We start from the raw sequence: 19,831 nt of genomic DNA, 5'->3' as shown, positions 1-19,831 counted from the left end.
CTTACTCCTTGCGGGACAGATCGAGAATAAGGGCCTTCAAATCGACAATGGCGCGTTCGATGCGCATCATGCGCCCGCCAAGCTCGTCGAGCTTTTCCATCACCGCGCCCATATCGCCCTCCCCGGGCGCTTCTTGAGGAAGCGGTGTGGAAACCCCCGCCCTGTCGGCGATCTCGGCGGCAGGCACGGAAAAGAACTTGGCAAGCTGGGCGACTTCCTGCGGCATCAGCTCGCGCTGGTCTTTCCAGATTTCAGCAACCTGAGAAGGGCTCAGGCCAAGGACGGCGGCCACATCCATCTGGTTTTTACCGAGCGCGCGCAGGCGCGTGTTGAACCAGTCCTGATCGAAGAAAAGCGCCACCCTTGCACCCTTTCTTATGCCGCCTTAGCGGCCTTTGAATTGCGGCGCGCGTTTTTCCAGAAAACTTGCCACACCTTCCCGGTGATCCTCGCTCTGGAAAAGCGTGCCGAGCGTCTGCGACACCCATCCGCCGATCTCACGCAGTTCGCCATACGCCGTGCGCCGCAGCCCCTCCTTCATATAACGCAAGGCAAGCGGCGCGTTAACCGCCATGCGCGCGGCAAGCGCCCGCGCCTCGCTCAAAAGCGTGTCATGAGGCACGGTGCGCAGCACGAGGCCGATCCGCTCCGCCTCGCCCGCATCGATGACATCGCCGGTGAAAAGCAGTTCCGCCGCTTTTTGCGGGCCGACCAGCGCCGGCAGGCGCCAAAGCCCGCCTATATCGGAAATCAGCCCGCGCTTGATGAAAATTTCCCCGAAGGCTGCTTTTTCCGAGGCAATGCGCATGTCGGCGAAAAGCGCCAGCTCCATGCCCCAACCGACCGCCGCCCCATTGACGGCGGCTATGACGGGCTTTTCGCATTCAAGCGCGGCAACGGCGGCAGGCGTCGGCTCGGGCCGCACGGCGGTCAGCCGGGCGACGCTTTTTTCCTTCTGCTCGCCCGTCATCATTTCCTTCACATCCTCGCCCGAACAAAAGGCAGGATCGGCGCCCGTCACGATGAGGCAGCGCGCCGCCTCATCCTGGCTTGCAAAGCGGAAGCCTGCTTCCACCTCATCATAGGCGCGCCGGTTCAGCGCATTGCGCCGCTCCGGCCGGTTGAGGGTGAGCGTTGCGATATGATCGTCCACCTCATAGCGCACGCACTCGAAGTCTTTCGGGTGAATTTTGTAAGACGCCATCTCTCCTCCCCTGCTCTTTACGCCCGCGCCCGCCTTAATTACCGGCCAGCGCATCGGCGCTTGCATCGCCGAGCTTCGAGCCGCCATCGCAATCGATGATCGTGCCGGTGATGTAAGCGCCATTATCGGAGGAAAGGAAAAGCGCCGTCTCCGCGATATCTTTCTTTGTGCCATAATCGCGCAGTGCAAGGCGCGACTTCACCGCCTCTTCCATTTCCGGCGTCGGCGCAAGACGCGCCATGCCTTCGGTATCGGCAATGGGACCGGGCGAGATCGCATTGACGCGCACGCCCGCCGGGCCCCATTCCATGGCAAGGCATTTGGTAAGCATGTTGATGCCCGCTTTCGCCGCGCAGACATGCGACTGGAACATCATCGCATTCACCGCCTGCGGCGCGGTGATGGAAATGAGCGAGGCGCCCGGCCGGTTCAAATGTTCGAAAGAGGCACGCAGCACATTGAACGTGCCGATGAGATCGATATCGACAACGGTCTTGAAACCGTTGGAAGACATGCCGAGCGCGGGCGCCACGAAATTACCCGCCGCCCCCGATATGACGATATCGATCTTGCCGAACTGTTTGACCGTTTCCTCATAGGCTTTAGCGACGCTGTCAAAATCGCGCACATCCGCCGCCATGCCGATCGCCTCATGCCCCTTGTCGGTCATGGTCTTGGCAGCGGCGGCGATTTTCTCGTGACTGCGCGAGATGACGGCGACCTTCGCTCCATGTTCGGCGAAATGCTGTGCAATGCCGAGATTGATGCCGCTCGAGGCGCCCGCGATGAAGGCGACTTTCCCTTCAAGCGCCTTTTCCTTGATGATGCTGGCCATGTGTCTCTCCCCGTTTTGAGCTGCTGTTGTTGAAATCTATAGGCACTAAACCGGGCAAGAAGCGCTCTTGCAAGCCGCCATGATGCCCCTGGCACGCTTGACGCAAGGGGGCGCAGGGGAATGCCGGGTTCGCAGTTGGGTTCTCAGTTGGGTTCATCACGGCTTTCGGTCATACTCTCCCCGCCAACAGTTCCACATCCAAGGCCGGCTTCCATGAAGATTCTCAAATCAGCCATCGTGCTTCTCGCGCTTTTTATTCTTCTGGCCGGCATCGCCTATTGGTGGGCGGGCAAAGATCTCAAAGAGCTAAGCGGAGCCGAGCGCGCGCAGCTCAAGGCGGACGGGCTTGCCCATGACTTTGCGCCCTTGAGCGAGGGCACCGTGCATTACCGCCTGGAAGGGCCGGAAAGCGCGCCCACCATCCTCCTCGTGCATGGCTTTTCCGTGCCTTCCTTCGTCTGGGATGCGCATTTTGCACCGCTCACAGAGGCCGGTTACCGGGTGCTTGCCTTCGACAATTACGGGCGCGGCTTTTCCGACCGTCCGGACGGGCCCTATGATGCCGCGCGCACGGACCGCCTCATCACCGATCTTCTCGCGCATTTGAACATCGCAGGTAAAATCCACCTCGTCGGCTATTCCATGGGCGGAGCGGCCGCCGGGCTTTTCACCGCCCGCCACCCGGAGCGTGTGCGCAGCCTCACCCTCATCGCGCCTGCAGGGGTGGAAGCCATCGAACCTTCCGGCGCGGTAAATCTGCTGCGCACGCCGCTCGCAGGCGACTGGATAGGCCGCGTCTTCGGCAAGGAAATTTTCTATAATAGGCTGGCGGAAGAAGAAAAGACCCGCGAAGGCGGCGAGGCCTTCACCGCCCGCTTTGCCAAACAGATGGAATATCGCGGCTATACGAATGCGCTGATTTCCACCATGCGCCATTATCCGATGCTGGACGGCGCGCCGGGCGCCTTCCGCAGCGTGGGCGAAAGCAGCGTACCGGTGCTCGCCATCTGGGGTGAGAAGGACGAGGTGGTGCCCTTCGCGCATTCTGCCGCGCTCACCCGCCTTGCCCCGCAGACAAAACTGATTTCGTTCCCGCAGCTGGATCACTCCCTGACCTATAGCGCGCCGGAAAAAATAACCCCGCTCATTCTGGAGCATATCCGCGCCCATCACGTCGCCCTCAGCCCCGGCGGCATCGGCGCCAAACCGCGCGGCCCCGCCGCACGGATGCAGGCGCGCGAATGTGATTGCCATGTGCCCGCCGCCGGGGCGCAAAGCCCGGCGCCGCCTGCCAAGGACGGGTAAAACCGGGCCGCTTGCCGCACGCCGCGAAGACGCCTAGAACCGGGAAACTGGAAGAAAGAGGCCTGCGCGCCCATCTATGCGGGGCATAGAGGTTTCAAGGCAAAGCACCGTGATCAAGGACATCAGCGACAAAGGCGTGATTTTGGAGGAGCTGGGCTGGGTGGACCCGCTGGCGCTTTTTGCGCCGCTTGCCCATGAGCCTTTCGCGCTTTTCCTCGATAGCGCCACCGCCGGGCCGGGCCGTGAGGCCGCGCTGCATGGCCGCTGGAGTTTCATTGCCGCCGATCCCGTCTGCACGCTGAAAGCGGAGCCGGATGGCAGAGCCTTGCTGGACGGGTCGCCGTGCCAGGAGCCCGTCTTCGATCTCATTGCCCGCCTCCTTGCCCGCCACCGGCTTGAACAAGAAGACCTGCCGGAAGCCGCCCGCGCCATTCCCTTTACCGGCGGACTTGCCGGGACGATTGGCTATGAAATGGCCCGCGCGCTTGAGGACTTGCCTGCGCTTTCACGGGATGAACTTCCCGCACTCGCCCTCGGGCTTTACGACGTGGTGCTTGCCTTCGATCATCAAACCCAAAGGCTCTTTCTCATCTCCACCGGCCTTGGTGAGGAAAAACCGCCTGCCCGCGCCGCGCGGGCCGAAGCGCGGGCCGCCAAATGGCGCGCCCGCATCGCGCTCAATCCCGCCCTTGCCCCCTTGCACTGGCCGCTCAGCCCGCTGCCTGCCCATTCCGTCAGAGCGCTCAAAACACCGGATGCTTATAAAGCCGATATCGCCAGGGTCATCGCCTATATTCATGCAGGCGATATTTTCCAGGCCAATCTCAGCCAGCGTTTTGAAAGCGATCTGACGCCCGGCGAAACGCCTTTCCTGCTATACCGGCGCCTGCGCGCCCATTCGCCCGCCCCCTTTGCCGGATTCTTCAATCTGGAAGAAGGCGCGCTGCTTTCTTCATCCCCTGAACGCTTTCTCTCCTCGGACGGCAAAACCGCGCAGACGAAACCCATCAAAGGCACACGTCCGCGCGGGGGATCTGCGAAAGAAGACGCCGCCCTTGCCGCCGCGCTTCAGGCAAGCGGCAAGGACCGGGCGGAAAACGTCATGATCGTCGATCTGATGCGCAATGATTTTTCCCGTGTCTGCAAGGATGGCAGCGTGCGCGTGCCTGCCCTTTGCGCGCTGGAAAGTTACGCGAATGTCCATCATCTCGTCTCGACCGTGGAAGGCGAGCTATGCGAGGGAAAAACCGCGCTCGATCTTTTGAAAGCAGCCTTCCCCGGCGGCTCGATCACCGGCGCGCCGAAAATCCGCGCCATGGAAGTGATCGCGGAGCTCGAGCAAAAACCGCGCGGCCTCTATTGCGGCAGCTTCGGTTATCTCGGCCTTGACGGACGCATGGACATGAACATTTCCATCCGCACCATGAGCATTACGGGCGGCAAGGCGCGTTTCAATGCGGGCGGCGGCATCGTCGCCGATTCCGATCCGCAGGAGGAATACGAGGAAAGCCTTGCCAAGGCGAGCGCCATGCGCGCCGCGCTTCTCGGCATCCGGCCCGAAGAACGCCCAGAAGAGAGCAGAGGAGCAGAGCAGCGCTCATGATCCTGCTCATCGACAATTACGATAGCTTCGTTCACAATCTGGCCCGCTATGTGGGCGAGCTTGGCTATGAACGCCGCGTGCTGCGCAACGATGCGGTGACAATTGCCGAGATCGAAGCGATGCGCCCGAAGGCCCTTATCCTCTCGCCCGGTCCCTGCACACCGGATGAAGCGGGCATTTGCCTCGAGGCGGTCAAGCGTCTTGCCCCGCAGCTTCCCATTCTCGGCATCTGCCTTGGTCATCAATGCATCGCGCAGGCATTCGGCGGCGCCGTGCGCCGCGCCGCGCCGCGCCATGGACGCGCCTCACCGATCCGTCACAATGGCGCGTTAGTCTTTGCCGGCCTGCCAAATCCTTTTGAAGCGGCGCGCTACCATTCCCTCGCCGTCGATCTGCCGGAAGGAGGAGTGTTGCAAGAAACCGCCCGCGCCGAAGACGATGGAGAGATCATGGCGCTTGCCCATGAGAGCCTGCCCGTAACGGGCCTGCAATTTCACCCCGAATCGGTGCTCACCCCGCTCGGCCACAAGCTGCTTGCCAATTTCTTTGCCGCCTCGGGGCTCAAACCCTCAAAAGCGCCGCGCCTGCGCCATGAGGAGCCTGCCCCATGACCGTCTGGCTGAACGGCGCGCTCACCGGCTCCGGCGTGCCCGTGATCGAACCCTCGGACCGGGGCTTTCTGCTGGCCGACGGCCTCTTCGAAACGCTGCTGGCGCGCGAAGGGCGCCCGCTTTTCTTCGATGCGCATCTGGACCGGCTGGAGCGGAGCGCCGAGGAGCTCGCCCTGCCCTTGCCCGCAAGCCGCAAGAAAATCCGCAAAGGCATGAGCGCGCTTCTTGCCGCCAATAAGCTGGATGAAGGCGGGGCGAGCCTGCGCCTCACCCTGACGCGGGGGCCGGGCGCGCGCGGCATTGCTTTGCCTGAAGACCCGCATCCCACTTTGCTCATCACCGCCGCCCCGCTCGGCAAAGCGCCCGATACCGTAACGGCCATCACCGCCGCCATCCGGCGTAACGACACCTCCCCCGCCGCGCGCATGAAAACGCTTGCCTATCTCGACAATATTCTGGCGCGGCGCGAGGCGAATGCGAAAGGCGCGGGCGAAGCGCTAATGCTGAACACCAAGGGCCGGCTTGCCTGCGGCACGATCGGCAATCTTTTTCTCTGGAAAGGCGCGGCGCTTTTTACGCCGTCTCTGGATGAAGGCGTGCTGCCCGGCATTACCCGCGCGCAAATCATCGCGCTTGCCGAGAAAGAAGGGCTTACCTGCCGCGAGGCACCGCTCGAGCCGGATACGTTGCGCGGCTGCGACGGCGCATTTTTGACGAACTCGCTGGCCGGCCTGCAGCGCATCCGGAAAGTGGACGGCGAGGCCCTGCCCGACCACGCTCTGACCGGGCAGCTTGAAGCCGCTTACCTGGCGCTTCTCGAAAAAGAAGCGACAAAGGAACCGGACGGCGAATGAAAACGGCGCCCCGCTGCCGGGACGCCGTCTCCAAATTCTCGAATATAAGCGCGGGGCTTATTCGCCGACGGAAAAGTCCCGCCGCGCCGTCGTGATGGTGACGGTGAACCCTGCCACCACATCCAGCAGCACCAGAAGCGTGATCAGGAAGAACGTCGAATTGCCGAAGGCCGGCAGCGCGATGAATTCGATCAGGCAGACAAGCAGCACGATCAGCGAAAGCGCATGATTGATGATCGAGGTCGTGCCGGTGCGCGTGGCGCTGACAAGTTCCAGAAACAAAAGAACCAGCCCGGCGGAAAGCAGCGCATCGCTCACGGCCACCCCCCAGCTTGCGCCCGAGATGAGCGCAACGGTGAACAGCTCGGCATCGAGGCTGGGTCCGGTCAGAAAAGCGATAATGTTATAGGCAATGACGATAATGGCCATAAGCGGCATCGAGCCCATATTTGTTCCCCCTTACAAATGGTCGGCCTCCACTGGCCAAAGTGTAGCAAGCAGTGCCCGTCAAGGCCATGTAAACTCAGGCCCTTAAACTATTTACGACAGAAAAAGCCGGAAAAGCGGGCCCAGAATCCAGCCCAGAATAAAGAAAAAGCGCCGGAAAACCGGCGCTTTTCAATAAATCGCTGAAAAGGCGAAGGACTTAGATGTCGTCCTTGGCTTCCAGAACCTGGCGGCCACGATACATGCCCGTCTTCAGGTCGATATGGTGCGGGCGGTGCAACTCGCCCGTTTCCTTGTCTTCCATATAGGCCGGCGCGGTCAGCGCGTCGGCGGAACGGCGCATGCCGCGCTTGGAAGGGGTGGTTTTCCGCTTGGGAACAGCCATCTCATCGCTCCCGTTTCAACACCGGCATCAGGTCCGGCCCGAAACTGTCAAATCTTTCAAGGACTTAAATAATTCAGGGCGCGGCAAATCCGAGCCAGCGCCCCATTGGGTGCGCGTTATAGCGGCAAATGGGGCCCGCGTCTATGGGCTCGCGGCAAAAAACCGCGCCGCGCTCCCCTTTTCCGCGCGCCCCTTTCCGCACACCTCAGTCTGCCCGCGCCTCAATCCGGAAGACAGCCTTCCGCGCCGCGGTAGCGCGCCTCCGCCCGGATCAGCCAGAAGACCGAAGCGGAAATGCGCTTTTCTTGCTCATCCACCGAGGCCCGGACCAGCTCGAAACCCGGCGGATCGTCCTTCCGGCAGTCTTCCAAAGAGCGCTCCGCAATAAAAACGCACGAACAGGCGGTTTTGGCGACGGCCCGCGCGCCCACTTCCGCATCCCCGGCAATGCGGCGGACGGGGCCCAGCACCAGCCCGATCAGGACGGCGAGGACCACCGCCGAAACGAGATATTTGATATTCACGGACACATCCTTAGGCTGCTTCGGCCAAGATTAGGAGTACCCGCCCGTGCCAGCCCTGTCCATTCCCGCTGCCCCGCCCGCCCTAAAAGGGCTGATCGCCGCTCTCTGGTTTCTGGCGCTGGCCGCAGCCCCTGCACAGGCAGAACTCCCGCCCCTTCCCGACCAGCCCGAGGAAACGCGCTGGCCCGATGGCGGCTGGCCGGAAGCGGCGGGACCTGCAGCGCTTGAAACCCGCATCCGCGAGGTACTGACAAACGAAGAAGACCCGCATCTGAAAGGCGTACGCGCGCTTCTTGTCGTGCGCGGCGGCAAACTGATCGGGGAGGGCTACCGCGCGGGCTTTGGCCAGGAGACCCATTTTCAATCCTGGTCCATGGCCAAAAGCATTACCCATGCGCTCACCGGCATTTTAAGCCGGGAAGGCAAGCTCGACATCGCGGCGCCTGCCCCCGTGCCCGAATGGCAGCGCTGGGACGGCGATGCGCGCGCGCAGATCCGTTTGGAGGATTTGCTGCGCATGCAGTCCGGCCTCACCTTCCTGGAAAATTACGAAACGCCCTCGAAATCCCATGCTCTGCAAATGCTTTTCGGTTCGGGGCGCAAGGATATGGGCCACTATGCCGCCAGCTTGCCGCTTGCCCATGACCCGGGCACGCATTGGTCCTATTCGAGCGGCACCAGCAATATTGTCGCCCGCATCCTGAAAGAGGCGGCAGGCACGAAAGATGCTGCCGCCTTCAACGCTTTCATGCAGGACGAGCTTTTCAAGCCCATCGGCATTGAAAACGCCGTGCCCGAGTTCGATGCGAGCGGCACTTTTATCGGCTCGTCCTTCGTGCATATGCGCGCGCGGGACTGGGCGCGCTTCGGCTATCTTTATCTGCGCGACGGCGAATGGAACGGCCAAAGGCTCTTGCCGGAAGGCTGGGCAGACCATGCCCGCCGCCCGGCGCGCCATTCAGGCGGGCTTTACGGCGCGCATTTCTGGCTGAATGCGCCCAATCCTGAAACAGGCAAGCCGGCCCTTTCGGACCGGCTGCCAACGGATGTGTTCATGGCGAGAGGCTTCGGCGGCCAGCTTGTGGCGATCTTTCCCAGCGAGGACATGGTGCTGGTGATGCTGGGCGCCGTCTATGAAGACGATGCGGAGCCGCTGGTCGATCTGATTGCCGACCTGGCCGAGAGCGCTGCGCCGTAAGCGCAGATGCAGAAGTTTAGCGCTTGTCGTCTTCTTTTTTGTCGCTCTTCTTGTCGGACTTCACGGTGCCGGTCACCAGAAGATCGTCTTCGCTGATCCCGGCCGCGCCGCCTTCGGACATTTGTTCGAAGAGGCGCTGCATGCTTTCCCGGTCATAGGATTTCAGCGTGTCTTCGGCAGCAAGCGCTGCGCCTGCGCCAAGAAGGCCGGCCAGCGCCGCGCCCGTCACGATCTGCATGAATTTCGTCGTCTGGTTCCGCATGGGTCCCCCCGGAGTCGCGGTTTCGTCTCAATTTCTACCGCCACTCTAACGGCCAATCGGTACCAATTTATTAAAATGCAAAACGCGCTGTTGCAAACCGCACAGCGCGTTTTCGTCTCTTTAAGTAAATATTAACCTTGAAAGCAGCTGGGCCCTTACGCCGCCACGGCCTTTGCCGGCTCCATGAAACGGTGCCCCGTCGCCTCCGCCACGGCCCGGTATGTGAGCTCGCCCTGATGGACATTGAGCCCGGCCAGCAGATGCGGATCGTCCTGCAGCGCCTTGCGGTAGCCTTTATTAGCGAGCGCCAGCGTGAAAGGCAGCGTCGCATTATTAAGCGCGAAGGTGGAGGTGCGCGCCACCGCGCCCGGCATATTCGCCACGCAGTAATGCACCACGTCATGCTTGATGAAAGTGGGATCGGCATGGGTGGTGGCTTTCGAGGTTTCGAAACAGCCCCCCTGGTCGATGGAAATATCGACCAATACCGAGCCCCGCTTCATCTTGCGCACCATTTCCTCGGTCACGAGCTTGGGCGCGGCAGCGCCCGGCACCAGCACCGCGCCGATGACGAGATCGGCGCCCAAGACATGTTCCTCGATGGACTGCACCGTGCCGAAGATCGTGTTGAGCATCGGCCCGAATTGCAGATCGAGCTCGTAAAGCCGGTGGAGATTGATGTCGATGACCGTGACATGGGCTTCAAGCCCCATGGCCATGCGCGCGGCATTCGTGCCGGCCACGCCGCCGCCGAGCACCACGACTTTCGCCGCCGGCACGCCCGGCACCCCGCCCAGAAGCTGGCCGCGCCCGCCCTGCTCCATTTCAAGGCAGTGAGCGCCCGCCTGGATCGACATGCGCCCGGCCACCTCGCTCATCGGGGCGAGCAGCGGCAAGCCGCCGCGCTGGTCCGTCACGGTTTCATAGGCGATCGCCACACAGCCGGAATCGATCAGCGCCTGAGTCTGGTCGGGATCGGCGGCAAGGTGGAGATAGGTGAAAAGGATTTGCCCGTCGCGCAGCATTTTCGTTTCGGAAGGCTGCGGCTCTTTCACCTTCACGACCATGTCGGCTTCGGCAAAAACTTCCTCGGCGCTGGCCGCGATCTTCGCGCCCGCCTGCTCATAGGCCTCATCGAACAGCCCAATCGCGGTGCCCGCATCTTTTTGCACCACGACCTCATGGCCGTTCACCACCGCTTCACGCACGCTTGCCGGGGTCATGCCGACCCGGTATTCGTGAACCTTGATTTCCTTGGGGACACCGATGCGCATGGCCTCATTCTCCTAAAGCTTGAGCTCTTGAAAGCTTGAGGGGCCGCGCCGGGAGCCGGAAGGCGCGCGCGCCCTGAACATGGAGGAAGTCTAGGCGCGAAAAACCCCGCTCTCCAAGAGCGGTCCGGCGGGCTGTTTGTTCCCGCGTTTAAAATGATAAGCGAAATGAAGGCGCGCGGAAAAAGCGCAGCGGACGAAGAAGATGACGGAATTCAACGACACTCTCAAAAACAGGCTGGCAACGGGCCTCGGCGCCTTTCAGCATCAACTCGCAGATGCCCCACATCTTAAACATGCCGCGGTCTGTCTGACGCTTCTCTCCCACCCGGAGCAAACGGACCGGGCCTCGCTTCTGCTCACCCGGCGCGCGCCGCGTCTCAGTTCCCATGCCGGGCAATGGGCGCTGCCGGGCGGGCGCATCGATAAAGGCGAAAGCCCGCTCGAGGCCGCGCGCCGGGAACTGCGCGAGGAGGTCAATCTCAATCTGGAAGATACGCACTGCCTTGGCCGGCTCGATGATTATGAAACCCGCTCCGGCTATCTCATCTCGCCTTTCGTCTTCTGGGCGCAGGAGACGGGCACGATGCGCCCCAATCCAGGAGAAGTCGCCTCACTCCATCCGATTGCCCTTGAAGCATTCGACCGGCCGGATTCGCCCGAGTTCATCAATATCCCCGAAAGCGAGCGGCCCGTGATCCGGCTTTATTTCGAAGACAGTAACATTCACGCGCCCACCGCCGCCGTGCTGTATCAATTTCTGGAGCTTGCGCTGCATGGGCGCGTCACCCGCGTCGCCCATTACGAACAGCCGGTCTGGGCCTGGAAATAAGCTCAGCGCGGGCTGAAGGCGATATGACTGAAGCCGTGATTATGGGCGCGGGCACTTTCGGGCGCTGCCGCTTGCACGGCCTTTTCCGCAGCGCTCGCCGGCCAGAAAACGTTCCAGCCCTTTTCGTGGAAATAGAAGACCAGCGTGTTCACCGTCGGCTCGATCATCGCGACGCCCGTAGCAATGGCAACAGAGCCTGTCAGCGCGAAGGTCACGCCGAAGCCCACCCCGAAATGCAGGACGGCGAAAGTGGCGGTTTTGATCAGGTCTCTCATCGCAAGCTCCATTATGCGAATTAGAATGATTTCAAAATATAGTTTTTGAGAACCATTGTCAACAAGAAACCTTACCTTGTAAGGGGAGACCCTTGTGAGGGGAGGGGAGACGGGCACAGGCCCGCTCAACCTGCCGCACCGGCCGGGCGCCCTCCGGTCCGTTAAAACGGCGCTTACCTTAACCGCGCTTTACCTAAAATTTTAAACGTCCGTGAACGGCTCACGCACATGATCCGCGTTGAGGGTGGGGTTATATAAGAATGCAGGTGTCACTGTGTTTCAGCGTCTCATTGCCCTCGCCCAGGAACCTTCCAGCGACAAACGCCGCGAACTGATGGGGCAAGTCGCGGATATCTTCACCGAAAATGCCGAAACCTATTCAAGCCGGGAACTCACGCTATTCGGCGAGATCATGGCGAACCTGCTCAACCAGATCGAGCGGGAAGGCCGCCGCGAAACGTCGGAAAAACTGGCCCCGCTCTGCCAAACTCCGCGCAGCCTCGCCCTGCAGCTTGCCCATGACGAGGCCGATATCGCCGCGCCCATGCTGCAATATTCTCCGGTGCTGACGACGGACGATCTCATCGAACTTGCCAAAGCAAAAGGTCAGCCGCATTTGCAGGCCATTGCGCGGCGCGCCCATCTGGAAAGCGGGCTGACGGACGTGCTCCTTGAAAAGGGCGAAGCGCCGGTGCAGCAAACCCTTGCTGCGAACACGAATGCGGAATTTTCCGAATGGGGCGGCAAGCACCTCACCGAACTTGCCGAAAACGACGCGCTTGTGCGGAATGCGCTTTGGATGCGCGCTGAACAGGGCGGCAAGGCCTTCGCCAATATCATCTCGGTCCTGCCGGAAGGTCACCGGGCGATTTTCGAAAAGCTGACAAATGCAAGCGAGGAGGCGGCCAAAAATCTTCTGGCGATTGCCGCCCAGATCGCCAAACGCAACACGCCCGAATACCGCCGCCGCCGGCTTCATGCGAAAATTGCCGCCAAGGAAATCAAGGCGGGCCGGCGCTCTCTCGACACGATCGTGCGCCAATATAGTGAAAAAAACTGGATGCTGGCCCTCGCGCACCTGCTAGCCAGCGTTGCCGGGATCGAGGAAAAAGTCGTCATCAACATTCTGGCAAAAAGCGCGAACGAAGCGCCCGCGCTTTTGTGCCGCGCCCTCGGCATGCAGGAAGAGACCTACCGCGCGCTCTGCCTGGCGCGCTGCGAAAGGTTGAAACTGCCAGACAGCATTACCGAACAATGGCTGGAAGAATTCCGCGCGCTGGACGGCGAAACGGCCCGGCGGGGCCTGCGCTTCATCGCCGTGCGCACACGGCTGAGGCAAGCAAGCTGACGCCTAGTCCCCGCCCGCCTCCAAAAGAAAGCGCGCCCGCGCAATGCCGAGCCGCGCCACAAGGTAAGGCAGAATTTCTTTTTCAAGCTGGGCTTTGAGCGTGTAGGGCGGGTTGAGAATAAAAAGCCCGCAGCCATTGAGCCGGTCCGCGCGCGCCTCCCCGTACAGCATCAGCTCGGCGCGCAGCCAGCTTCCCGCCGCAAGCCCCGCTGCCTCGCGGGCAAAGCGGTCCACAGGGCCCCGCTCCTTCACCGGATACCAGATCATGTAAGTGCCCGTGGCAAAGCGGGAGAGCGCTTCTTTCAGATGCGCGGTAAGCGCTAAAAACTCATCGCGCCTTTCAAAGGGCGGATCGATCAGCACGAGCCCCCGGCGCGCTTTGGGCGGCAAAAAGGATTTCAGCGCCAGATAGCCGTCGAGCCCGTAAACCCGCGCCTGCTTGTCCCCCTCAAAGCGGGAGAGCAAAACCTCCTTGTCCTTTTCATGCAGCTCGCAGAACTTCGCCTCATCCCCTGCCCGCAAAAAGCCGCGGGTGATGAATGGCGAGCCGGGATAAATCCGCACGCCCTCGCCCGTCCCTTCCGGCTGCAGCGCGCGCACGGCATCGAGATAGGGGCGGAAAATTTCCGGGCAGGCCGGATCCGCCAGCAGCTTGGCGATGCCGCCCTGAAACTCGCCGGTCTTTTGCGCCTCCTCACTCGACAGATCGTAAAGCCCGATGCCCGCATGGGTGTCGAGTACGAAAAACGGCTTTTCCTTCTGCGTGAGATAGGAAAGCGCCAGCGTCAGCACGCTGTGCTTGAGGACATCGGCAAAATTGCCGGCGTGGTAGATATGGCGGTAGTTCAAGAACAGCTTCCCAACGAAAAAGGGCGCCCGGTAAAGGCGCCCTCTTTTAACCCGTTAAAGCAGGGAAGAGAAACGGGCAATGCGGCGCGGATCCTGCCGCTTGCCCAGCCCTTTAGCGCTGCACCATCGTGCGGGCGCGCTTGGCAAACTCTTCCGCCTCTTTGCCATTGCCCTGGCGGATCGCGTCGATATCGACCGGCACTTTGATGCCTTTTTGCGCGGCGGGCCGTTCGGCGATCTTGTCGATCCAGCGCTGCAGGTGATCCAGCCCTTCGACGGAGGCGCCCGACCAGGCATGGGTGCGCACCCAGCACCAATTGGCGATATCGGCGATCGTATAGGCATCGCCCGCCAGCCATTCGCTCTCACCCAGCCGGCGCTCCAGCACCTCGAAAAGACGGCGCGACTCGTTTTGATAGCGATCGATCACCGGCTGGATCTTTTCGGGCCAGTAACGGTTGAAGACATTGGCCTGACCCATCATCGGGCCGATGCCGCCCATCTGGAACATCAGCCACTGGATCACCTGCGAACGGCCCTTGGCATCGGCAGGCAGAAGCTTGCCGGTCTTTTCGGCGAGATAGAGCATGATCGCGCCGCTTTCGAAGACGGCAAAATCGCCTTCCTCGCGGTCGACAATCGCCGGAATGCGCCCGTTCGGGTTGATTTTCAGGAACCAGTCCTGCTTCTGCTCGCCCGACTGCATGTCGATGGCTTTCACCTCATAAGGCAGGCCGAGTTCTTCAAGCGTCACGGAGGCTTTCCAGCCATTGGGCGTGGAGGCGGTATAAAGATCGATCATGGGTTTTTCCTTGAGTTCCCCGAAAACAGGTTGTCTTGAGCGGGTTTTCTGTGAAGCCGGGCAGAAGAGGGCTCGTCTGTCATGCCCGCCGATTATGCAAGTGCCGTCGATATTGGCGGTGCCTGGCTAAAGCGCAACCATTTGCCCGGTACCAGGCACCGGAAACCCGCTCACTTGGCCGTGAAGCACGCCCTCACGCAATCGATGTGCCTGCCGGCCCGAAAGGGCCGCCACTTGTTCATTTTTATCAACATTTTCATGAACTAGGCTCAATCATCCCCCTTGCACGCAATCCAAAAGAGAGAAAGACTTGTTGAATTCCCGCCTTTTTCTATGGCGGGCGGGGGTCAGCCAGGCAAATTCGGAGGATTGGGATTATGACGCGCAATAATGGCAACAGAGGCATGTCGGGTCTGCTGAAGGCGCTTTCGCGCCGTCAGTTCGTGACCGGCGCAGCGGCTGTGGGGGTGACCATCACGGCCATGCCGAAATTCGCCGCCGCAGAAGAAAAGAAACTGAATTTCTACAACTGGGATACGTATATTGGGGAAACCACCCTCGACGACTTCAAGGAAGCCACGGGCATTGAAGTCACGATGGACCTTTTCGCCGACAATACGGAGCTTTTCGCCAAACTGCGCGAAGGCAATCCGGGCTATGACGTGATCGTGCCCTCGAACGACTATGTGGCGCGCATGTCCGAAGCGGGCATGCTGGAAGAAATCGATCATTCGAAGATTCCGAACACCAAGCATCTTTTCCCGCGCTTCCTGGGCGAGGACGTGTCCTTCGATCCGGGCCGGAAATATTCGCTCCCTTACATGTGGGGCACGATCGGCATCGGCTACCGCAAGTCGCGCGTGGACGGTGTGCCGGACAGCTGGAAATGGCTGATGGATTCGGACAAATATGCCGGCAAGATCGCGCTGATGGGCGAATGCGGCACGCTGATGCAGATGGCCATGCAGTATCTCGGCCATGACATCAACACCACCGATCCGGCGCATTTCAAAGCCGCAGAAGAACTGCTGATCAAGCAGAAGCCGCATATCAAGTCCTTCGCCGAAGACAATGGCCAGGACCTGCTTGCCTCAGGCGAATGCGACATCGTGATGGAATGGAACGGCGATATTTCGCAGGTCATGGCCGAGGACGACGATATCGGCTATGTGCTGCCCACCGAAGGCGGGCTCCTGTGGGAAGATGCGCTGGCCATTCCGAAGGACGCGCCGCATCCTGAAAACGCGCATGCCTTCATCAACTACATCTATGAGCCCGAAGTGAACCGGCTCATCGCCGACTTCATCCAGTATGCATCGCCGAACAAAACCGCGGTGGAAGGCATGGACCCGGCCTATAAGGACAATCCCGCCATCTTCCCGCCCGAAGAAGCGCTTGCCAAAGCGCAGACGGCGAAATATCTCGGTGAGGATGTCGTCGGGCAGCTTGAAGAAGCCTGCACGCGTATCTTTGCAGCCTAAGGCGGCCGCAAATCGGGGCGGATGGAAAACATCCGCCCCGCTTTCGTTCTAAACCTTTTTAGCGGCGCTCTGGGGGCGCCCGATTTCAATCAGGCACGCCGGGGCAAAGGGCGAGAATGGAACATTGGCGTAAATCCGCGGGCGCTTTCTGGGCAGGCTTTCTTCCGCCCACTCTTTGGCTCCTGGCCTTTTTCTTCGTTCCCCTGTCCCTGATCTGGGCATTCAGCTTCGGCGAAAAGTCCGGCATCATCGACATCGACCTCGTCTGGACATTCGAGAATTATGCCCGGGCGCTCGAGCCGCTTTATCTGGGCATTTTCGCCAAGTCGCTCTGGATGGCGACGATCACGACCTTCATCTGCCTGCTTGTCGGCTTTCCTGTCGCCATCGGCATCGTCTTCGCGCCGCCCAAAATGCGTATGTGGCTCTTGCTGCTGGTCATTCTTCCCTTCTGGACGAACCTCTTGATCCGCACTTACGCGCTGATCGCGGTGCTGCGCACCCGCGGCCATGTCAATTTCGCGCTGGAATGGATGTGGGATCACGCCAACTCCTTCCTGACGCTGATCGGGCTTGGCAGTTTCAGCCTGCTGGGCGAACGCTTCGAGCCTCTGCAGATGCTCTATAACAACACTGCCGTGGTCATCGGCCTCGTCTATGTGGGCCTGCCCTTCATGGTGCTGCCGCTTTATGCCGCGCTCGACCGGCTGGACCGCTCTTACATCGAGGCGAGCCTCGATCTCGGCGCCGGGCACATCCGCACTTTCTGGTCCGTGGTCGTGCCGCTCGCCCTGCCCGGCATTGCCAGCGGCATCGTCATTACGTTCATCCCCACACTCGGCTCGTTCCTGACACCGGACCTGCTCGGCGGGCCGGACAGCCAGATGATCGCCAATGTGATCGAGCGCCAGTTCAAATCGGCCAATCATTGGCCCTTCGGCTCGGCGCTTTCCTTCCTTCTGATGTATGCAACCTTTTTCGGCCTCGCCGTGCGCGCGCTGATGTCGCGCAATGAACAAAGGGGGATCCGCTAATGGCTTTGCTCTCCCGCCTGCGTGCCCGGCGCGAGCCCATCGGCCCGCTCGATTATTACCGCAAGCTCTGGTTGCGGCTGATCATGATCGGCACGCTTATCTTCCTCTACGGGCCGATTTCGACGCTCATCGCCTTTTCCTTCAATGACAGCCGGCGCAACATCGTCTGGCGCGGCTTCACGCTGAAATATTACGAAAAGGCACTGGAAAACGACGAGTTGATCGAGGCTTTCACGAATTCGCTTACCATCGCCTTTTTCACCACCATCGTTTCGGTGATCCTGGCAGCTCTTGCCGCCTATGTGCTCTGGCGCTTCCGCTTTCCCTTCAAAGCGGCCTATGAAGGCGCGGTCGCGCTGCCCATCGTGATCCCCGAAATCTGCATGGGCGTGGCGATGATGGCGTTCTTCGCGCGCATCGGCTGGCCCTCGGACTTGCCCTGGCCGCTCTCGCTCTCGCAGATCACCATCGCCCATATCGCCTTTTCCTTCCCCTTCGCCGCGATCGTCATTCGCGCGCGGCTGGAGAGTTTCAACCGGGAACTGGGCGAATCGGCGCGCGATCTGGGGGCCTCCGAGGCCCGCGTCTTCTGGGACATCGTGGTGCCCCACATGAAGCCGGGGCTGATCGCCGGGGCGCTCTTGTCCTTCACGCTCTCTCTCGACGATTTCGTGATCACCTTCTTCACCGCCGGCCCCAACACCGTCACTTTCCCGGTGAAGGTCTATTCCATGGTCCGGTTCTCCGTGACGCCGGAAGTGAACGCCGCCTCGACCATCCTCATCGGTCTGACGCTGGTGCTCACCGCCATCGCGCTCCGGCTCCAGAACCGCAACAATATGAACATGCAAGCGTGACGATTATGGCAGACATGCAAGACCCGATTATTCGCATCGAAAATATCTGCAAGACCTATCCGGGCGGCGTTCAGGCCGTGAACAATGTCTCGCTCAATGTGAACCGGGGCGAGTTCTTCGCGCTGCTCGGGCCTTCGGGCTGCGGCAAGACCACCTTGCTGCGCATGATGGCGGGCTTTGAAATTCCGACCAGCGGCACGCTTCTCATCGACGGGCAGAACATGGCGGATGTGCAGCCCAACAAGCGCCCCGTCAATATGGTCTTCCAGTCCTATGCGGTTTTCCCGCATATGAGCGTCGCGCAGAATGTCGGCTACGGGCTGAAAATCGAAGGCCGCCCCAAAAAGGAAATCGCCGAGCGGGTGCAAGAAGCGCTCGACCTCGTCAAGCTCGGCCATCTGGGCGGGCGCATGCCGGACGAGCTTTCCGGCGGCCAGCGCCAGCGCGTCGCGCTCGCCCGCGCGCTGATCAAGCGGCCGAGCGTGCTGCTGCTCGACGAGCCGCTTTCCGCCCTCGATGCGAAACTGCGCGAGGCCATGCAGATCGAACTCGTGCGCCTGCAAAAGACCGTGGGCATCACCTTCGTCATTGTCACCCACGACCAGGACGAAGCGCTTTCCATGGCCAACCGCATCGCGGTGATGGAACAGGGCGTCGTAAAACAGATCGCCGGCCCCGCCGAGCTTTACGAAAGCCCCAATTGCCGTTTCGTTGCCGACTTCATCGGCAAGATCAATCTCTTCGACGGCCAGGCAAAAGCGAACGGCAACGGCAAGACGCTGGTGGAGACGCCCGTGCTCGGAAAAGTCGAATTCGGCGGCGATGCCAATGGTCCCGTCTCGCTCGGCGTGCGCCCGGAAAAAGTCCGCGTCAGCCGGGAAAAACCGAGCGGCAATTTGCTTGCCGCGCAAGGCCCCGTCACCGACATCGCCTATTATGGCGGCTACTCGAAAGTCTTTGTCGATATCGGCGCGAAGGAGCCCGTCCTTGCCGACATCACCAATGCCGAGCGCAGCATGGGCCCCGGCTTTGAAAATGGAGAAAAGCTTTGGGTAAGCTGGCGGGCCGAAGACACGCTGGTGCTAACCTCGTAAAGCCAAGGCTCGTCACCTCTTTAGATACTGAAACCGGAAAGCCCCGCTTTCCGGTTTTCTTCGTCCGGCACGCCTGCCGGTTTTTCTTGACAGGTGAGTTAGCATTTGCTAACCCTTGCTTATCTCAAGGAGAAACCCGTGACAAACGCGCCGAGCTTTCTGATCGAAACACGAGACCCGCCCGCCAAAAAGGCGATCATGCTGGCGGCCCTCGATCTGTTCGTCGCGCGCGGCATCGAAGGCACCAGCATCCGCGACGTGGCGGAAAAAGCGGGCTATTCCAACCCGGCCCTTTACAAACATTTCGCCAGCAAGGAAGAGCTCGCCTTCGCGCTTTTCGAGCGCTGCTACGGGGAAATGAGCGCCTGGCTCGACCGCACCCTTGCCGATACGGAAGGCCCTTTTCCCGAACGCTTTGAAAAGCTCATCGCGGCCTATACCGGGCTCCTCGATAAATGCCCGGAAGCCTCGATCTATGTGAACGAGAACCTTGCCGCCTTCTGGCCGAAAATGCCCGCCGCCCAGAAGAAGCGCACACTCATCACCCGCTACCGGGAAATCCTGGCGGCAGGGCGCAAAGAAGGCGCGGTCACGAACGGGCAAGAAGAAGAACTGCTCGTCGTCCTTGTTGCCGGCACGCTCGCGCAGTTCTCCCGCATGATCTATCTCGGCGGGCTGGCAAGACCTGCCGGCAAATGGGCAAAGCCTTTATCGAAACTCTTGCTGCGCTCCTTGAGCTGAGCCTCGTCCCCCCGCGTCT

At 61.0% G+C, this 19,831-nt stretch carries 23 protein-coding genes; 12 read left to right on the top strand and 11 right to left on the bottom strand.

Translation table 11 applies throughout. The annotated features are described in order from the left end of the window. Nucleotide 1 precedes the first annotated feature (1 nt). From M2A_RS04625 to M2A_RS04615, 3 genes are read right to left on the bottom strand one after another with little or no spacing between them, the layout of a single operon-like run. On the bottom strand, nt 2-361 hold the full coding sequence (locus M2A_RS04625) for a helix-turn-helix domain-containing protein (RefSeq protein WP_045443537.1): 360 nt from the start codon (nt 359-361) through the stop codon (nt 2-4). Between the two features lie 24 nt (nt 362-385). Beyond that, a complete protein-coding gene (locus M2A_RS04620) occupies nt 386-1,204 on the bottom strand; it encodes an enoyl-CoA hydratase/isomerase family protein (RefSeq protein ID WP_045443534.1) in 819 nt (272 codons plus the stop codon). Nucleotides 1,205-1,238: 34 nt separating this feature from the next. After that, nucleotides 1,239-2,039, bottom strand: a complete 801-nt coding sequence (locus M2A_RS04615; RefSeq protein ID WP_045443531.1) for an SDR family oxidoreductase — start codon at nt 2,037-2,039, stop codon at nt 1,239-1,241. 213 nt (nt 2,040-2,252) lie between these two features. On the opposite strand from M2A_RS04615, the gene M2A_RS04610 reads away from it, so the two are divergent. The 4 genes from M2A_RS04610 (at nt 2,253) to M2A_RS04595 (ending at nt 6,412) form a co-directional block, all read left to right on the top strand. Then, complete coding sequence (locus M2A_RS04610; RefSeq protein WP_045443528.1) at nt 2,253-3,344, top strand: alpha/beta fold hydrolase; 1,092 nt, start codon at nt 2,253-2,255, stop codon at nt 3,342-3,344. Between the two features lie 109 nt (nt 3,345-3,453). Then, entirely contained in the window at nt 3,454-4,947 is a 1,494-nt protein-coding gene (gene pabB, locus M2A_RS04605) for an aminodeoxychorismate synthase component I (protein WP_244444377.1), read from the top strand. Next, nucleotides 4,944-5,558, top strand: a complete 615-nt coding sequence (locus tag M2A_RS04600; RefSeq protein WP_045443525.1) for an anthranilate synthase component II — start codon at nt 4,944-4,946, stop codon at nt 5,556-5,558. The genes pabB and M2A_RS04600 overlap by 4 nt, the downstream gene beginning before the upstream one ends. Next, nucleotides 5,555-6,412, top strand: coding sequence for an aminotransferase class IV (locus M2A_RS04595; protein WP_045443522.1), 858 nt, complete (start codon nt 5,555-5,557; stop codon nt 6,410-6,412). The genes M2A_RS04600 and M2A_RS04595 overlap by 4 nt, the downstream gene beginning before the upstream one ends. 57 nt (nt 6,413-6,469) lie before the next feature. Here the strand turns inward: M2A_RS04595 and M2A_RS04590 are convergent, their stop codons facing one another. The 3 genes from M2A_RS04590 to M2A_RS04580 all read right to left on the bottom strand — a co-directional run bounded on the left by M2A_RS04590 (nt 6,470) and on the right by M2A_RS04580 (nt 7,768). After that, nucleotides 6,470-6,859, bottom strand: a complete 390-nt coding sequence (locus M2A_RS04590; RefSeq protein ID WP_045443518.1) for a hypothetical protein — start codon at nt 6,857-6,859, stop codon at nt 6,470-6,472. A 199-nt stretch (nt 6,860-7,058) separates the two neighbouring features. After that, nucleotides 7,059-7,244 (bottom strand): 50S ribosomal protein L32, encoded by a 186-nt coding sequence (gene rpmF / locus M2A_RS04585; protein WP_045443516.1) that lies wholly within the window; start codon nt 7,242-7,244, stop codon nt 7,059-7,061. Nucleotides 7,245-7,465: 221 nt separating this feature from the next. Then, complete coding sequence (locus M2A_RS04580; protein WP_156101671.1) at nt 7,466-7,768, bottom strand: hypothetical protein; 303 nt, start codon at nt 7,766-7,768, stop codon at nt 7,466-7,468. Between the two features lie 46 nt (nt 7,769-7,814). Between M2A_RS04580 and M2A_RS04575 the strand changes: the two genes are divergently transcribed. Further along, on the top strand, nt 7,815-8,966 hold the full coding sequence (locus M2A_RS04575; RefSeq protein WP_052379206.1) for a serine hydrolase domain-containing protein: 1,152 nt from the start codon (nt 7,815-7,817) through the stop codon (nt 8,964-8,966). Between the two features lie 16 nt (nt 8,967-8,982). Here the strand turns inward: M2A_RS04575 and M2A_RS04570 are convergent, their stop codons facing one another. After that, nucleotides 8,983-9,228, bottom strand: a complete 246-nt coding sequence (locus M2A_RS04570) for a hypothetical protein (RefSeq protein ID WP_045443513.1) — start codon at nt 9,226-9,228, stop codon at nt 8,983-8,985. Between the two features lie 155 nt (nt 9,229-9,383). Then, nucleotides 9,384-10,502 carry an alanine dehydrogenase gene (ald, locus tag M2A_RS04565; protein ID WP_045443511.1) on the bottom strand — a complete coding sequence of 373 codons (1,119 nt, stop codon included), beginning with the start codon at nt 10,500-10,502 and terminating at the stop codon, nt 9,384-9,386. A 202-nt stretch (nt 10,503-10,704) separates the two neighbouring features. On the opposite strand from ald, the gene M2A_RS04560 reads away from it, so the two are divergent. Beyond that, nucleotides 10,705-11,331: an NUDIX hydrolase gene (locus tag M2A_RS04560; protein ID WP_045443508.1), complete on the top strand. Its 627-nt coding sequence runs from the start codon at nt 10,705-10,707 to the stop codon at nt 11,329-11,331. A 2-nt stretch (nt 11,332-11,333) separates the two neighbouring features. Here the strand turns inward: M2A_RS04560 and M2A_RS04555 are convergent, their stop codons facing one another. Beyond that, a complete protein-coding gene (locus M2A_RS04555; protein ID WP_081875396.1) occupies nt 11,334-11,606 on the bottom strand; it encodes a DUF2061 domain-containing protein in 273 nt (90 codons plus the stop codon). 274 nt (nt 11,607-11,880) lie between these two features. Here M2A_RS04555 and M2A_RS04550 point away from each other — a divergent pair, with 274 nt between their 5' ends. Next, nucleotides 11,881-12,954 carry a DUF2336 domain-containing protein gene (locus M2A_RS04550; protein ID WP_052379205.1) on the top strand — a complete coding sequence of 358 codons (1,074 nt, stop codon included), beginning with the start codon at nt 11,881-11,883 and terminating at the stop codon, nt 12,952-12,954. Nucleotides 12,955-12,957: 3 nt separating this feature from the next. On the opposite strand, the gene M2A_RS04545 is transcribed toward M2A_RS04550, so the two are convergent. Both M2A_RS04545 and M2A_RS04540 read right to left on the bottom strand, forming a co-directional pair. Then, nucleotides 12,958-13,803, bottom strand: a complete 846-nt coding sequence (locus M2A_RS04545; protein ID WP_045443505.1) for a 23S rRNA (adenine(2030)-N(6))-methyltransferase RlmJ — start codon at nt 13,801-13,803, stop codon at nt 12,958-12,960. Nucleotides 13,804-13,915: 112 nt separating this feature from the next. Beyond that, nucleotides 13,916-14,605: a glutathione S-transferase family protein gene (locus tag M2A_RS04540; RefSeq protein WP_045443502.1), complete on the bottom strand. Its 690-nt coding sequence runs from the start codon at nt 14,603-14,605 to the stop codon at nt 13,916-13,918. A gap of 377 nt (nt 14,606-14,982) precedes the next feature. Here M2A_RS04540 and M2A_RS04530 point away from each other — a divergent pair, with 377 nt between their 5' ends. From M2A_RS04530 to M2A_RS17145, 5 genes are all read left to right on the top strand, one after another. Next, the gene (locus M2A_RS04530; RefSeq protein ID WP_121881707.1) at nt 14,983-16,086 is read left to right on the top strand and encodes an ABC transporter substrate-binding protein; all 1,104 of its coding nucleotides are present in this window, start codon (nt 14,983-14,985) and stop codon (nt 16,084-16,086) included. Nucleotides 16,087-16,202: 116 nt separating this feature from the next. Continuing rightward, nucleotides 16,203-17,120 carry an ABC transporter permease gene (locus tag M2A_RS04525; protein ID WP_045443496.1) on the top strand — a complete coding sequence of 306 codons (918 nt, stop codon included), beginning with the start codon at nt 16,203-16,205 and terminating at the stop codon, nt 17,118-17,120. Beyond that, on the top strand, nt 17,120-17,977 hold the full coding sequence (locus M2A_RS04520) for an ABC transporter permease (protein WP_045443493.1): 858 nt from the start codon (nt 17,120-17,122) through the stop codon (nt 17,975-17,977). Before M2A_RS04525 ends, M2A_RS04520 begins: the two co-directional genes overlap by 1 nt. A gap of 5 nt (nt 17,978-17,982) precedes the next feature. Further along, nucleotides 17,983-19,071 carry an ABC transporter ATP-binding protein gene (locus M2A_RS04515; protein ID WP_052379204.1) on the top strand — a complete coding sequence of 363 codons (1,089 nt, stop codon included), beginning with the start codon at nt 17,983-17,985 and terminating at the stop codon, nt 19,069-19,071. Between the two features lie 138 nt (nt 19,072-19,209). Continuing rightward, the gene (locus M2A_RS17145; RefSeq protein ID WP_052379203.1) at nt 19,210-19,812 is read left to right on the top strand and encodes a TetR/AcrR family transcriptional regulator; all 603 of its coding nucleotides are present in this window, start codon (nt 19,210-19,212) and stop codon (nt 19,810-19,812) included. The last annotated feature ends 19 nt before the right edge of the window (nt 19,813-19,831 follow it).

It is taken from the genome of Tepidicaulis marinus, assembly GCF_000739695.1.
Taxonomy (GTDB): Bacteria; Pseudomonadota; Alphaproteobacteria; order Parvibaculales; family Parvibaculaceae; genus Tepidicaulis; species Tepidicaulis marinus.
This window is presented reverse-complemented; position numbering and strand designations above follow the sequence as displayed.